Below are 13,934 nucleotides of genomic sequence, written 5' to 3' on the forward strand. Positions count from 1 at the left end.
GCTATGGCGTTTCCTGCTATGGAAACCAAGAAGCGGACAAGATCGTTACGCTGCCGAAGGGGTTCGAAGATCGACATGCTGACCGACAATTTCCTGCAAGGCCGCCGACGCCGCGAACTGACCGATGAGGAAAAAGACGCGATCGAAAGCGTCCTGACCGCGCCGGTAACGCTGCCGCGGCGCAAGGTGGTGACAAGCCGCGGCGATGTCGTCACGCGGTCGACCTTCCTCATCTCGGGCTTCATGTGCCGTTACATGGACGGCGCCGACGGCCATCGGCAGTTGGTCAGCATTCAGACGCCGGGCGATTTCGTCGATCTGCACGGTTATCCGCTTCAGCGGCTCGACCATGACATCGCAACCTTGAGCGAGTGCACCGTCGCCTATGCGCCGCACGACAAGCTGACCCAGATCATCGAACGCTTGCCGCATCTGGGTCGCGTGCTGTGGTTTTCGACCCTGCTCGATGCGGCGATGCATCGCGAATGGATTTTCCGGCTGGGTCGGCTCGACGCCGTGGGTCGCGTCGCGCACATGTTGTGCGAAACCTATTCGCGGCTCGACGCGGTCGGACTGGTCGAGGATAATAGCTTCGCCTGGCCACTGACCCAGCAGGATCTGGGGGAGGCATGCGGACTGACCTCGGTCCACGTCAATCGGACGTTGCGCGTGCTGCGCGAGGCGGGGATGGTCGAGGTTTCCGACCGCATCGTCACGATGATGGATTTCGATCGGCTTGCCTCGACCGGCGAATTCCAGCCAGATTACCTCTATTTCGACAATCATACCCGAACGCCATAAACGCGCGATCAGCCATGGCGTCAGCGCGCGGCAGCGATCACCGATTTTACCGCCGATGCCCAGCCATCAAGCCGGATCTGCCGGGCGTCGGCGGCCAAAGCGGAATGAAAAGCGTCGAGCTTGCCGCGCATGGCGGACGCTGCCTTCAGGTCCTTGAACAAGCCGCTGCCGACACCCGCCAGCATCGCCGCGCCGAGCGCGGTGGTTTCGGCGAAGACCGGCCGCTCCACCTCAACCTCGAGCATGTCGGCGAGATCCTGCGCGATCCAATCGTTGGCGACCATGCCGCCGTCGATCCTGAGCGTCGTCCAGTCGGCGCCATCGGCGGCGAAGGCAGTCTTCAGGTCGTTGGCCTGGTGCGCCATCGCCTCCAGCGCGGCGCGGACGATATGCGCGCGCGTGGCGGCGAAGCTGAGTCCCGACATGCAGCCGCGTGCCTCTGCTTCCCACCATGGTGCGCCCAAGCCGGACAGCGCGGGGACCAGATAGACCCCGGCATTGTCCGCGACCGACCGCGCCAACGCCTCGGTTTCGTCGGCGGCGGCGATCAGCTTGAGCGAATCGCGCAGCCATTGCACCAGGCTGCCGGCGACGAACACCGATCCTTCCAGCGCATAAGCGCGCCGGCCGCCGAGTTGCCACGCCACCGTCGCCAGTAGCCGGTTCTTCGACGTCGGCTGATGCGCGCCATATTGCGTCAGCACGAACGCACCGGTGCCAAACGTCGCCTTGGTGTCGCCGGGCATCAGGCAGGCCTGGCCGATCGTCGCCGCCTGCTGGTCGCCGGCCATGCCGCAGATCGGGATCGGCGCGCCGAACAATGTCGTGGTGCCGTAATTGCCCGCGCAATCGACGATCTCCGGAAGCGCGTGGCGCGGCGCGTCGAACAGCTCGATCAGGCCGTCGTCCCAATGGCCGCTGCCGATCGCCATCAGCGCAGTACGGCTGGCATTGGTCGCATCGGTGATGTGCAGCCCACCTCTGCCTTCCGTCGCGGTCAGTTTCCACACCAGCCACGAATCGATGGTGCCGACCGCCAGCCGGTCGCCAGCTGCCTTGAGCTGCGGCCAATTGGCCATCGCCCAGCCGATCTTGGATCCCGAGAAATAGGGATCGAGCAGCAACCCGGTGCGGGCCTGGACCGTCGGCTCGTGCCCGGCCTCCTTGAGTTCGCGGCACCATGACGCCGTGCGCCGGTCCTGCCAGACAATGGCGGGCGCTAGCGGTTCGCCGGTCTGTCTGTCCCAGAACACCACCGTCTCGCGCTGGTTGGTGATGCCGATCGCCGCCACCGCCTCGGCCCCGCCCGCCAGTTCGACCATTTTCCGCGCGCAGGCGAAGGTCCGATCCCATATCTCGGCGGCATCGTGCTCGACCAGTCCGGGGGAGGGGTAATGCTGGGTCAGATCGGCCGATTCGCTGCCCAGGCATGTGCCGTCGGGCGCGAACAGCATCGCGCGGGTGGAAGTGGTACCTTCGTCGATGATCAGCAGCTTCTCGCTCATCTCTTGACGCTAGCCGGGATTACTTTGCCCGCCAATGGCGCTACGAAGCCCCTATGAGTAACGGCGAGAGCGGCATGGGGGCGAGTTTGTCGGCGACGGTTGGGGGCGCCGCTGCGGTTGCGCCGAGTGCGCCCGAGACGCCGGCGTCGGCCGACGATGGTCCACCGCCAGTAATCGACCCGCGGCGTGACCGTCTGCTCGCCGCGCTGACGCTGATCGCCGGCGTCGGGCTGGTGATCGGCCTGCCGTTCGCGCTCAAGGCCGGCGCCGAATTCTTCCTGCCGATCACGATCGCTTTGGTCATCTCGATCGCACTCATCCCGGTGCTCGAATGGCTTGAGCGGCGTCGGCTGCCGTCCTGGCTCGCGGCGCTGATTTGCGTGCTGACTTTCCTGGCCGCGGCAAACGTGGCGCTGGCCGCGATCGTCGTTCCGGCGATCGAATTCTTCCGCCGCTTGCCCGAGCGGATCGATCGGATCCAGGCCAATCTGGCGCCGGTGCTCGATCTCTATGCGAGCCTCGAAAAATACATCAACAAGGCGGCGGCGCATATCGCCACCATCCCCAAGGTGCGGGCCACGACCCCGGTATCGCCGCCGAGCTCGCTGCTCGACCTTATCGCCACGTCGGCGCCGACCGCGCTGGTTCAGATATTCTTCGGCGTGCTGGTGGTGTTCTTCTTCCTCGCCGGCTGGACGCGGACGCGCCGCCGGACGATCACCAGCCGCGCGAGCTTCGGCGGCGCGATGGCGACGGCGCGCGTGATCCAGGACGTGGTTGACGACGTCTCCGCTTATCTCGGCACGATCACCGCGATCAACATCGTACTCGGGCTGATCGTGTCGGGCGCCTTATGGCTGATCGGCATGCCCTATCCGCTGATGTGGGGCGGCATCGTCACCTTGCTCAATTATATTCCCTATTTCGGGCCGATCGTCGCGGCATTGTTGCTCGCTGTCGGCGGGCTGATGACCTTTCCCGACATCTGGGTGGCGCTGATGCCAGCAGGCATCATGATCGGCTGCCACTTGCTCGAGGCGAACGCGGTGACGCCGTTCATCGTCGGGCATCGCCTGACGATCAGCCCGGTGCTGATCCTGATTTCGCTGAGTTTCTGGAGCTGGGTGTGGGGAACGCCGGGCGCGTTGCTTGCGGTACCGTTGCTGATCATCATGCAGACGGTGATCGGGGCGGCGGGCAAGCCCGACATTGCCGGTTTCCTGTTCGAGCACGGCACCCTAGTCAGCGAGCGCAAGCGCGGTCGCTGGGGCGTGCGACAAAACTAATTTGACCGCTGTTGACACTGGGGGGCGGCTCGCTTAGTGGCCGCGCCTCACGCTTCCAAGCGGGTGTAGCTCAGTTGGTTAGAGCGCCGGCCTGTCACGCCGGAGGTCGCGGGTTCGAGCCCCGTCACTCGCGCCATTTTCGGCGTGGACTTCCAAGATATAAATGATCGTCGCTAGCGCCAGCGCCCTGTTTCCATCCAGCGCAGCATGCGCCGCATCGGCAGCAGCCAGAGCCAGACGATCCCGGTCACGACGTAGAACAGCAATTGCGCCAATGCCGGCCAGCGTCCCACCCAGGGCGACAGGCTGACGACGGCGATGCACCAGATCGCGATCAGCGCCAGGATGGCGAGCATGCCCACCGGCTTTTGCCAGCGCGGTGTCGGTGGCGGGTTCATATTGTAATCCATCCCTGTTCGGTAACGACGGCGTGGAGCCTCATATCCCATGGATCGACCGGCAAGTCTTCGATCTGCTGGACGCTCCAGGCGACGCCGACGCGCCTGGCGTCGGGAAAGCGCGCGAAGGCACCGTCATAATAGCCTGCGCCCTGGCCCAGTCGATCGAGCTTCGCGTCGAAGGCGAGCATCGGCGTCAGGATGATGTCGGGGCGCAATTCGGCGGCGAGCGCCGATGGCTGGCTTAGACCGAACGGGCCGGCCTCGAGCGCCGCTTCTGTTTCCCACGCCAGGAAGCGCATCGGTTCGCTGCGCACCGTGACATGGGGGAGGGCCAGCACGCATCCCGCCTCGACCGCGGCGCGCGCGAGCCGCGAGGGGTCGGCTTCGCTGCCGATCGGGACATAGGAGGTGACGGTCAGGCCGCGGTCGAGCCACATGCGGAAGGCGTCTGGCACCGCGATCGGCGACGGCTTGCCGGCGACAAAGGCGTCGCGCGCGGCGCGGAGGCGCGCCCGCAATGCCTGTTTGCTCTTCATGTTTCGGTGGAGTGGCGGGACCACCGTGGACCGTTTGCCGGGTTATCCTCTGACGCACGGTACGTCAGGTGGGGACCATATACGTCGGACCAGGGTCCGGGCAGGGACAGCCCCCTTGGATGATGAATAGCCTCAGGGATAATAAAGGCTCGTATCGGGCAGTACCCGCCGACCATGAATCTAGGCGCTCGGTGCCGGTTTCTCAAGGGTCTCGGCAAGCGCTTCCAGACGATCGGCGAGGCGGTTGAGAAAAGCGGGACTCGGACCGCCGTCCGCCGAGGGACGGTTTTCCGCCTGATCGAGATTATCGGCGAGCATCAGCGCAATCAGCAGCATGGTGCGTTCGGCATTGAGGCCGCCGGACGCGCGGTTGGCCATCGCCCAGCGTTGGTCAAGCATTTCTCCCAATCGGCGAAGCTGGGCTTCCTCGCCGTCGCGGCAAGCGACGTTGTGTCGGCGGTCGCCGATCGTCAGCGTGACCTCAGCCATTTCGCGCCCCCAGCGCATCTAGCGCGGCGATCGCTTCGCCGACGCGGGCGCGCAGCGATTCGTGTCGTGTCTTCAGGTCCTGCGCGCTCCTGTCGCGCGCCGCGACGGCGCGTTCGATGCGGGCGAGCGCGGCGTCGATCCGATCGGTCGGGGAAGCGTCTGCCATCGGGGGGAGATAGCACGGCGAGGGGACGCGACAAGATCGTTTCGCCGCGCAAAGGGCTCGGGCTCGCTGCCGGGGGTCGCCTCAAGTCAGCGCTTCGGACCGCATGGGGACTGATCGACGACGTTGCGATCGACGGCATTGCGGCCGATCCGGGAGCAAATACCCGGCCCCGACAGTTGACGCGCCGCGTCGGCATCCCCAAAGGCAGCCGCGACCGACCGGCCCCATTCGCGCGTGCCGGCATCAGCAGCTCGAGGAGCGAAACAACATGGCAGTGAAGGTAGCGATCAACGGGTTCGGGCGGATTGGGCGTCTGGTGGCGCGCGCGATGCTCGCGCAGGGCGATACCGGTCTCGACCTGGTGGCGATCAACGATCTCGGCGATGCCAAGGCCAATGCCTGGCTGTTCAAACGCGACTCGGTCCACGGCAAATGGCCGGGCGAAGTCCATGCCGAAGGCCAGGACATGGTGATCGACGGCAAGCGCATCCGCGTCACCGCAGAGCGCGATCCGGCGAACCTGCCGCACAAGGAATTGGGCGTCGATCTGGTGCTCGAATGCACCGGCTTCTTCACCGACCGTGACGCTTGCCAGAAGCATATCGATGCCGGCGCCAAGAAGGTGCTGATCTCGGCGCCAGGCAAGAATGTCGACCTGACTGTCGTTTATGGCGTCAACCACGACAAGCTGACCGCCGATCATAATATCGTGTCGAACGCCTCGTGCACGACCAATTGCCTGGCGCCGGTCGCCAAGGTGCTGAACGACGAATTCGGCATCGAGCGCGGCCTGATGACCACGGTCCACGCTTATACCAACGACCAGAAGATCCTCGACCAGATCCATTCCGACCTGCGCCGCGCGCGCGCGGCGGGGATGTCGATGATCCCGACCACCACCGGTGCCGCGCGCGCCGTCGCCGAGGTGCTGCCCGAACTGAAGGGCAAGCTGGACGGTTCGGCGATCCGCGTGCCGGTTCCCGACGTGTCGCTGATCGACCTGACCTTCACGCCCAAGCGCGACGTGACCAAGGAAGAGATCAACGCGGCGCTCAAGGCAGCGTCGCAAGGCAAGCTCAAGGGCGTGCTCGATTATACCGACGAGCCGCTTGTCTCGATCGACCTGATGGGCTCGCCGGCGTCGTCGACCGTCGACAGCCTCGAAACCGCAGTGCTTGAAGGCAAGCTGGTTCGCGTCCTCAGCTGGTACGACAATGAATGGGGCTTCTCCAACCGCATGGTCGACACCGCCAAGGCGATGGCAGCGTTGATCTAAGCCCACAACCCCTCCCGTTCACGGGAGGGGTTGTGGGAGGGCGTGTCGTTCCGAGTTGAGGGGCGACGCCCAGCCCAACAGCCCCTCCCCCCAACCCCTCCCCCATGCGGGAGGGGAGTTTGCCGACAGGAGTGTGACATGGCACGCAACTTCAAAACGCTCGATGACATGGGCGACATCGCGGGCAAGCGGGTGCTGGTCCGTGAGGATCTCAACGTGCCGATGGCCGATGGCCAAGTCACCGACGACACCCGGTTGCGTGCCGCTGTGCCGACTGTCGCCGAACTCGCCGACAAGGGCGCCAAAGTCCTGATCCTGGCGCATTTCGGGCGTCCCAAGGGGCAGCGTAACCCGGAGATGAGCCTGGCGCTCGTTACGCGGCCCTTCGAACACGTGCTCGGCCGTCCTGTTCGCTTCATCGACGATGAGGGCGCGGCTGAGGCTATCGCGACGCTGAAGGACGGCGATGTAGCGATCCTGGAGAATACGCGGTTCGATCCGGGTGAAGAGAAGAACGCGCCCGAGACGATCGAGCGGCTGGCAGCGCTCGGCGACCTGTATGTCAACGATGCCTTCTCGGCCGCGCACCGCGCGCATGCTTCGACTGAAGGGCTGGCGCATCGCCTGCCGTCGTTCGCGGGGCGGCAGATGGAAGCCGAACTCGACGCGCTCGACAAGGCGCTCGGCGATCCCGAGCATCCCGTCGCGGCAGTGGTCGGCGGCGCCAAGGTGTCGAGCAAGCTCGATGTGCTCAAGCATCTGGTCACCAAGGTCGATCATCTGATCATCGGCGGCGGCATGGCCAATACCTTCCTCGCCGCGCGCGGCGTCGATGTCGGCAAGAGCCTGGCCGAGCACGATCTGACTGGCACGGCGGAAGAGATTTTCGACGTCGCCGAAGCGGCCGGCTGCACGATCCATCTGCCCTATGATGTGGTGGTCGCGAGAGAATTCAGGCCGAATCCCGAGACCCGCACGGTCAACGTCCATGAGGTCGCGAGCGACGAGATGATCCTCGACATCGGTCCGGCCGCGACCGAGGCGCTGGGCGATGTGCTCAAGAATTGCCGCACCTTGGTGTGGAATGGCCCGCTCGGCGCGTTTGAGACACCGCCGTTCGATGTGGCGACGATGACGTTGGCGAAGACAGTCGCGGCGCTGACGCGCGAAGGCTCGCTGGTGTCAGTGGCGGGAGGGGGCGATACCGTAGCCGCGCTCAACCAGGCAGGTGTCGCCGACGACATGACCTTTGTGTCGACCGCGGGCGGAGCCTTTCTCGAATGGATGGAAGGCAAGGAACTTCCAGGCGTTAAGGCGCTAAACTCTTAACGCTCGGCAAGTAGCGGACGGACGACGGCGTCGAGGCGCTTCGCGGTAAAGGCCGCCGCTTTCTCATAGCGGACGCGGCCGTGGCGATCGATCACATAGCTCATCGGCACTGCCGACACCGCGATATCGGCTCCCGCGACCGAGGTCGCCTGGGGGTAGGGGATCGACGTGGCGGTGGCCTGACCCTGGCCATTCGCGCCGGGATCGACCGAAATGCCGATCACGACCAGACCCTGCGACAGATGCTGGCGGTAATAGCGGGCTAGGAGAGGGATTTCGGCCCGGCAGGGCACGCACCAGCTCGCCCAATAATTGATCACCACGACGCGGCCGCGCAGGTCGCCGAGCGTCATGCGTTGTCCACCGGTCAGCGTCATCTGCCCCGGCAATCCGGGCGCGCCCGCGACTGCCGGCAGGCTGATCGCCGCGGCGGCGGCCAACGCGCAAAGGGCGCGGACGAACGCCATCAGCTCGTGGGCATCGGTTCGCGCAGCAGCGGCACGAGGATCGCATTCAAGCTGTCGAGATCGAACGCTGCTGCTTTGGCATAGCGGATGCGGCCATCGCGGCCGATGATGATGTTGGTCGGCACAGCATCGCCGATCGTGTCATACGGCCCTTTGATCTTCCTGACCGGCGAAATGTGCATGACCTGAAAGAGCTGCTTGAGCTGATAAGCCGGCAGCGAATCTTCGGTCGTTACCGCAAAGACGCGCAGACCCGCATCCTTCCGCATATTGTAATAGGTATCGAGGGTCGGCAGCTCGGCCCGGCACGGCACGCACCAGGTCGCCCAGAAATTGAGGATGACGACCTGTCCGCGCAATTGATCGCGAGTGATCTTGGTGCCGTCGACGAGAGTAAGTGTGAAATCGGGCGCCGGTTGACCGATCGTCACCTTGTCGCCCGCCGCGACCGGCATTCCAACGGTTGCGGATACAAGCGCTGCACCCACGACCACGCATCTGACCACCTTTCCGAAAATACCCACGACGCCCCCCGAACATATTGCCCTGTATCAGAGTGATCCCGTTGCAACAGCAGGTCAACCGGGGGAGAGGCTTCCAAAAAGGGACAATTGCGCCGGAGCGATTGAGGAATGGCCTTCGGGCCTGCGATCATTCTAACCGGCTTCACTTGCCTTGGCCCCATTGCGGACGCGGCGGACGCTGTCTAACAGCCGCCACACATACGTATGCAGAGACGGGAAACGACCATGCAGACCGCCGATATGACTGCCAAGATTGCCGCCGGACACGGCTTCATCGCCGCGCTCGACCAGAGCGGTGGGTCGACCCCCAAGGCGCTCAAGGGCTATGGCATCGAGGAAGGCTCGTGGTTGAGCGACGAAGAGATGTTCGACCTGATCCACCAGATGCGCGTGCGGATCATTACCGCGCCGGCTTTCGCGAATGGCAAGGTGATCGCAGCCATCCTGTTCGAGCGCACGATGGACGGCCAGGCGAACGGACAACCGGTGCCCCAGGCGCTGCACGATCGCGGCGTCGTCCCGTTCATCAAGATCGACAAGGGGCTGGAAGCCGAGGCCAATGGTGTCCAACTGATGAAGCCGATGCCAGGCCTCGACGCTTTGCTCGACCGCGCGCGCGGGCTTGGCATGTTCGGGACCAAGGAGCGGTCAGTCGTCAATCTCGGCAATCGTGAGGGCATCGCCGCGATCGTCGCGCAGCAGTTCGAGGTGGCGCGGCAAGTGCTGAGCCATGGCCTGATGCCGATCATCGAGCCCGAGGTGAACATCAAGAGCCCGGAGCGTGCGGAGGCCGATGCGATCCTGCTCGACGAGATTCTCAAGGCGCTCGACACCATGCCGGGCGAGGACAAGGTGATGCTCAAACTGTCGCTGCCGGCCAAGCCGGGCCTGTTCCTGCCGCTGGTCGAGCATCCGCGCGTGCTGCATGTCGTCGCGCTGTCGGGCGGGTTCAACCGCACCGAAGCCTGCGTCGAACTGGCGAAGAACCAGGGCATTATCGCGAGCTTCAGCCGCGCGCTGCTCGAGGATTTGCGCCAGCAGATGAGCGATGAGGAATTCGACCGCGCGCTGGCCGAGGCGATCGACGAGATTTACGACGCGTCGGTCGACAAAGTCGCGGCCTAGGCCCTAATCGCCTTCGCCGAGGATATCGGCGAGACGATCGAGCCGTTTTTCGAGCATCGATCGCCGGTCGCGCGCCCAGCGTTCGACCGGCGTCAGGCCGTTGGGCACCAAAGATGCCGTCCGCACGCGCCCGACCTTTTCGGTGCGCACCACGCCGCATTGCTCGAGCACCTGCAAATGCTGGGCGATCGCGGTCACCGTGACGCCCAGCGGCCCGGCGAGCCGAGAAACCGATGCCGGCCCCTCCGCCAGGCGATCGACGATCGCGCGGCGGGTCGGGTCCCCCAGGGCCTGGAACAATCGGTCGAGATCGGGTGTCACCCGCTCAGCCTTCGATCACCTCACCCAATTTGTCGAGCAGCACTCGCCAGCCATGCTCGCGCATCACCGGCCCGTCGGCATTTTCGAAGAAGGCGACCTGATTGGTGCAGAGCAGATCGGTGCCCTCGCCATTGGGGATAAGCTCGAACGTCGTCAGCGACACCGACATCGGCGCGCCCCCAATCGCCATCATGCTGGTGGTAACGATCCGACTACCCGGGACGATCGCCTGGAAAATGCCGTCGTCGGTTAGCGACACGCCGGGAAAAGGGCTGGTGTCGCCAAATCTGTAGCCGAGATGTTGCGCACCCCCTGGGCGGAAGTCGCTCTCGAAGGCGACAAGTTCGGATTGATCGTTCGCCGCATACCATCGACGCTTGATGGCGGGGTCGCTGAGCGCTTCGAACACCTTGGCGGGGTCCGCCTTGTAGCTGCGCTCGATCGTGAAGGTCGCGTGGGTGACATGTCCGTCCGGCATAACTCACTCCTTTAGTGAAGTCGTTACTTCAATATTCGCATGTCGATAATTAGTCAAGTCGTGACTTCACTATTGTCGGATTGACGCAGCACGGCCGAGGGAGAAAAGGGCGCTGCGCGACAAGCGCTGCCTCAGTCGGGAGGATTGCCATGGTCGAGCGAGTAGGAGAGCAAAATCCGGGCTGGAGCGCCGTCGACGCCTATATCGTCGAGCACCTGCTCGGCGACGACTCCGCGCTTTCGGCAGCGCTCGCCGCCAATGCGGCCGGCGGGTTGCCGGATATCGATGTGTCGCCGGCGCAGGGGCGGATGCTCCATCTGTTCGCTCGGATGGCGGGTGCGCTGCGCATTCTCGAAATAGGGACGCTTGGTGGCTATTCGACGATCGAACTGGCCCGCGCGCTGCCCGCGGGCGGCAAGCTGATCTCGCTGGAGATTGACCTACATCACGCGGATGTTGCGCGCAGCAACGTTGCGAAAGCGGGGTTGGGCGATTGCGTTGATATCCGTACCGGCCCGGCGCTCGACTCGCTCCAGGCGATGATCGCAGCGCGCGAGGGTCTGTTCGACTTCGTATTCATCGATGCCGACAAGCAGAACAACCCCGCTTATATCCGCGCCGCGCTCGCGATGTCGCGGCCCGGCACGACGATCGTGGTCGACAACGTGATCCGCGAGGGCGGGGTGCTGGACGAAGCGAGCGGAGACGAGCGGATCCGCGGGACACGAGACCTGTTCGACGCGGTGGGAGCGGAGAAGCGGCTGACCGCCACCGCGGTCCAGACGGTCGGAGTCAAGAAGTGGGACGGCTTCCTGATTGCTGTGGTCGATTAGGACGAAGGGGGGTGGTTGCCGGTAAACGGGACAGGTCCTAGGGGCGGCGGATGGACACTGAAGACCCGCTCGGCCCGCTCGACCCCAATTTTGCCGCCTCGTTCAAACGCGACGTGCGGCGCCCGCCTTGCCAGTTATACCTGATCTCACCGCTCAATGTCGGCGGCGTGTTTCCCGATCGGCTGGCGCGCTCGCTCGACGCCGGGCCGGTGGCGGCGTTTCAGCTTCGCGTGAAGGACGTCGACCAGCATGAGGCTGCCCGGCTAGCCGAGCCGCTCCAGCGCATCTGCGCCGATCGCGAAGTGGCCTTCATCGTCAACGACAGCGTCTCGCTGGCGAAACGGCTCGGCGCCGACGGCGTCCATCTTGGCCAGGAGGACGGCGATCCGCGCGAGGCGCGGTCGGTGCTCGGGCCGGATGTCCAGATCGGCGTGACGTGCCACGACAGCCGCCATCTGGCGATGGAAGCGGGGGATGCGGGCGCGGACTATGTCGCGTTCGGCGCGTTCTATCCGACCACGACCAAGGACGTGAAGCATCGCCCCGAGCCGGTGATCCTCAGTTGGTGGTCGGCGCTGTTCGAATTACCCTGCGTCGCGATCGGCGGGATTACGCCCGCAAACGCCGCGCCGCTGGTGGCGGCGGGCGCCGATTTCCTCGCGGTCTCGAGCGCGGTGTGGTCCGGCGACGAGGCCGAAGCGGTGCGCGCATTCGGCGCGGTGCTTGCCGGATCGGGGCCGGCTGGCTAAAGGCGCGGTTTCGCTCTTTCCAGCAGGTACATCGCATGAAGATCAGCGGCGTGGACATTCGTCCCGGCAATATCATCGAATATGAAGGCGGCATCTGGCGCGCCGTCAAGATTCAGCACACCCAACCCGGCAAGGGTGGCGCATACATGCAGGTCGAGCTGAAGAACTTGCGCGACGGCCGCAAGAACAATGTCCGCTTCCGCTCCGCCGAAACCGTCGAGCGCGTCCGCCTCGATACCAAGGACTTCCAGTTCCTGTTCGCCGAGGGCGACACGCTGACATTCATGGACAAGATTACATACGAGCAGAGCACCTTGCCGCGCGACCTGCTGGGCGACGCCGCAGCGTTCCTGCAGGACGGCATGGACGTGGTGATGGAGCTCCACGACGAAGATCCGATCAGCGTCCAGCTGCCCGACACGATCGAGGCGACGATCGTCGAGGCCGATGCGGTGGTGAAGGGCCAGACGGCGTCGTCGAGCTTCAAGCCGGCGATCCTCGACAATGGCGTCCGCATCATGGTCCCGCCGCATATCGCCGCGGGAACCCGGATCGTGGTCGATGTGTACGAGCAGACTTACGTGCGTCGGGCAGACTGAATGAATTAGCTCTCTCCCGTTTGCGGGAGAGGGCATCGGGTCGGTCATGCTCCGAGCATGACCTGAATAGCACGGGGTGCTATTCACCCGATGCTGGTGAGGGTCTCCTTTCTTCCGAGCATGTGCCGAGACAGAAGAAAGAAGACCCTCACCTTCCCACCGCCTCCGGCGGCGGGCCCCTTCCTCTCCCGCAAGCGGGAGAGGGGTGATTTTGGAGCGATAGATTGCCTTCCCATTCCGGCATTTTCACCGTCATCGAGCGCGCCGCGCGCAAGGCGGCGCCGCGCCTGCGCCGCGACTTCAACGAGGTTCAGCACCTCCAGGTCAGCCGCAAGGGGCCGGCCGATTTTGTGTCGATGGCCGACAAGCGTGCCGAGGAGACACTGGTCGAGGAACTGCGCAGGGCGCGGCCTGACTGGTCGATCCTGGCCGAGGAAGGCGGCGAGATCGCCGGCGATCCGAACAAGCCTCGCTTCATTATCGATCCGCTCGACGGCACCACCAACTTCCTCCACGGCATTCCGCATTTCGCGATCTCGATCGCGGTCGAGGAGCCGATGGCGAATGGCAAGCGCGAGATCACGACTGCTTTGGTCTATCAGCCGCTGACCGACGAGAGCTTCTGGGCGGAAAAGGGCAAGGGCGCCTGGTTGCAGGATGCCCGGTTGCGCGTCTCGTCGCGACGCGATCTGCCGGATGCGCTGATCGCGACCGGCATCCCATTCCTGGGCCATGGCAATTTCGCGCAGTGGAGCCGCATCTTCGGCGCTGTGGCGCCTGAAGTCGCCGGCATTCGTCGGCTCGGCTCGGCCGCGCTCGATCTCTCCTGGGTCGCGGCGGGACGGTTCGACGGGTTCTGGGAATCCGACCTCCAGCCCTGGGACGTCGCAGCGGGCGTGTTGCTGGTCAAGGAAGCCGGCGGCTTCGTCACCGATTTCCGAGGCGGCGACCGCACGATGGAGCGCAATGAGTTTCTCGCCGCGAACGATGTGCTCCATTCGAAGCTGCACAAACTGATCGCGAGCGCGTTGCGCTGATGCGCTGCCAAG

18 protein-coding genes and 1 tRNA gene are annotated in these 13,934 nt (G+C 64.7%); 10 read left to right on the forward strand and 9 right to left on the reverse strand.

All coding sequences use genetic code 11. The annotated features are described in order from the left end of the window. The first annotated feature begins 75 nt into the window (after positions 1-75). Positions 76-801, forward strand: coding sequence for a Crp/Fnr family transcriptional regulator (locus tag SAS01S_RS03280; RefSeq protein ID WP_066804755.1), 726 nt, complete (start codon positions 76-78; stop codon positions 799-801). Positions 802-821: 20 nt separating this feature from the next. Here the strand turns inward: SAS01S_RS03280 and SAS01S_RS03285 are convergent, their stop codons facing one another. Beyond that, entirely contained in the window at positions 822-2,306 is a 1,485-nt protein-coding gene (locus tag SAS01S_RS03285; RefSeq protein WP_066804758.1) for a glycerol kinase, read from the reverse strand. A 53-nt stretch (positions 2,307-2,359) separates the two neighbouring features. Here SAS01S_RS03285 and SAS01S_RS03290 point away from each other — a divergent pair, with 53 nt between their 5' ends. Both SAS01S_RS03290 and SAS01S_RS03295 read left to right on the forward strand, forming a co-directional pair. Then, positions 2,360-3,592, forward strand: coding sequence for an AI-2E family transporter (locus tag SAS01S_RS03290; RefSeq protein WP_245656735.1), 1,233 nt, complete (start codon positions 2,360-2,362; stop codon positions 3,590-3,592). Positions 3,593-3,651: 59 nt separating this feature from the next. After that, a tRNA-Asp gene (locus SAS01S_RS03295) sits at positions 3,652-3,728 on the forward strand. A 37-nt stretch (positions 3,729-3,765) separates the two neighbouring features. Here SAS01S_RS03295 and SAS01S_RS03300 read toward each other — a convergent pair. The 4 genes from SAS01S_RS03300 to SAS01S_RS22730 all read right to left on the reverse strand — a co-directional run bounded on the left by SAS01S_RS03300 (position 3,766) and on the right by SAS01S_RS22730 (position 5,184). Then, entirely contained in the window at positions 3,766-3,990 is a 225-nt protein-coding gene (locus SAS01S_RS03300) for a DUF2842 domain-containing protein (protein ID WP_066804761.1), read from the reverse strand. Then, positions 3,987-4,529 (reverse strand): 5-formyltetrahydrofolate cyclo-ligase, encoded by a 543-nt coding sequence (locus SAS01S_RS03305; RefSeq protein ID WP_066804764.1) that lies wholly within the window; start codon positions 4,527-4,529, stop codon positions 3,987-3,989. Before SAS01S_RS03305 ends, SAS01S_RS03300 begins: the two co-directional genes overlap by 4 nt. A gap of 180 nt (positions 4,530-4,709) precedes the next feature. Then, the gene (locus SAS01S_RS03310) at positions 4,710-5,018 is read right to left on the reverse strand and encodes a cell division protein ZapA (protein ID WP_066590022.1); all 309 of its coding nucleotides are present in this window, start codon (positions 5,016-5,018) and stop codon (positions 4,710-4,712) included. Next, positions 5,011-5,184 carry a hypothetical protein gene (locus SAS01S_RS22730; RefSeq protein WP_169804179.1) on the reverse strand — a complete coding sequence of 58 codons (174 nt, stop codon included), beginning with the start codon at positions 5,182-5,184 and terminating at the stop codon, positions 5,011-5,013. Before SAS01S_RS22730 ends, SAS01S_RS03310 begins: the two co-directional genes overlap by 8 nt. 268 nt (positions 5,185-5,452) lie before the next feature. Here SAS01S_RS22730 and gap point away from each other — a divergent pair, with 268 nt between their 5' ends. After that, positions 5,453-6,460 carry a type I glyceraldehyde-3-phosphate dehydrogenase gene (gene gap / locus SAS01S_RS03315; protein WP_066804767.1) on the forward strand — a complete coding sequence of 336 codons (1,008 nt, stop codon included), beginning with the start codon at positions 5,453-5,455 and terminating at the stop codon, positions 6,458-6,460. A 138-nt stretch (positions 6,461-6,598) separates the two neighbouring features. Further along, on the forward strand, positions 6,599-7,789 hold the full coding sequence (locus SAS01S_RS03320; RefSeq protein WP_066804770.1) for a phosphoglycerate kinase: 1,191 nt from the start codon (positions 6,599-6,601) through the stop codon (positions 7,787-7,789). Here SAS01S_RS03320 and SAS01S_RS03325 read toward each other — a convergent pair. After that, positions 7,786-8,256 (reverse strand): TlpA family protein disulfide reductase, encoded by a 471-nt coding sequence (locus SAS01S_RS03325; protein ID WP_066804773.1) that lies wholly within the window; start codon positions 8,254-8,256, stop codon positions 7,786-7,788. The two genes, SAS01S_RS03320 and SAS01S_RS03325, sit on opposite strands and share 4 nt — an antisense overlap. Beyond that, entirely contained in the window at positions 8,256-8,711 is a 456-nt protein-coding gene (locus tag SAS01S_RS03330; RefSeq protein ID WP_084238456.1) for a TlpA family protein disulfide reductase, read from the reverse strand. Before SAS01S_RS03330 ends, SAS01S_RS03325 begins: the two co-directional genes overlap by 1 nt. A gap of 294 nt (positions 8,712-9,005) precedes the next feature. On the opposite strand from SAS01S_RS03330, the gene SAS01S_RS03335 reads away from it, so the two are divergent. Beyond that, positions 9,006-9,905, forward strand: coding sequence for a fructose bisphosphate aldolase (locus SAS01S_RS03335; RefSeq protein WP_066804776.1), 900 nt, complete (start codon positions 9,006-9,008; stop codon positions 9,903-9,905). 3 nt (positions 9,906-9,908) lie between these two features. On the opposite strand, the gene SAS01S_RS03340 is transcribed toward SAS01S_RS03335, so the two are convergent. Together SAS01S_RS03340 and SAS01S_RS03345 are read right to left on the reverse strand one after the other, a co-directional pair. Beyond that, positions 9,909-10,226 (reverse strand): ArsR/SmtB family transcription factor, encoded by a 318-nt coding sequence (locus SAS01S_RS03340; RefSeq protein ID WP_066804779.1) that lies wholly within the window; start codon positions 10,224-10,226, stop codon positions 9,909-9,911. Between the two features lie 4 nt (positions 10,227-10,230). Further along, entirely contained in the window at positions 10,231-10,704 is a 474-nt protein-coding gene (locus SAS01S_RS03345) for an SRPBCC domain-containing protein (RefSeq protein WP_066804782.1), read from the reverse strand. A gap of 149 nt (positions 10,705-10,853) precedes the next feature. Between SAS01S_RS03345 and SAS01S_RS03350 the strand changes: the two genes are divergently transcribed. The 4 genes from SAS01S_RS03350 to SAS01S_RS03365 all read left to right on the forward strand — a co-directional run bounded on the left by SAS01S_RS03350 (position 10,854) and on the right by SAS01S_RS03365 (position 13,922). After that, complete coding sequence (locus SAS01S_RS03350) at positions 10,854-11,537, forward strand: O-methyltransferase (protein WP_066804790.1); 684 nt, start codon at positions 10,854-10,856, stop codon at positions 11,535-11,537. A gap of 50 nt (positions 11,538-11,587) precedes the next feature. Beyond that, positions 11,588-12,286, forward strand: coding sequence for a thiamine phosphate synthase (gene thiE, locus SAS01S_RS03355; RefSeq protein ID WP_066804793.1), 699 nt, complete (start codon positions 11,588-11,590; stop codon positions 12,284-12,286). 35 nt (positions 12,287-12,321) lie between these two features. Then, positions 12,322-12,885, forward strand: a complete 564-nt coding sequence (gene efp, locus SAS01S_RS03360) for an elongation factor P (RefSeq protein ID WP_066804796.1) — start codon at positions 12,322-12,324, stop codon at positions 12,883-12,885. A 224-nt stretch (positions 12,886-13,109) separates the two neighbouring features. Beyond that, a complete protein-coding gene (locus SAS01S_RS03365) occupies positions 13,110-13,922 on the forward strand; it encodes an inositol monophosphatase family protein (protein ID WP_066804800.1) in 813 nt (270 codons plus the stop codon). The last annotated feature ends 12 nt before the right edge of the window (positions 13,923-13,934 follow it).

Origin of the sequence: Sphingomonas asaccharolytica NBRC 15499 (assembly GCF_001598355.1) — a bacterium.
GTDB lineage: Bacteria > Pseudomonadota > Alphaproteobacteria > Sphingomonadales > Sphingomonadaceae > Sphingomonas > Sphingomonas asaccharolytica.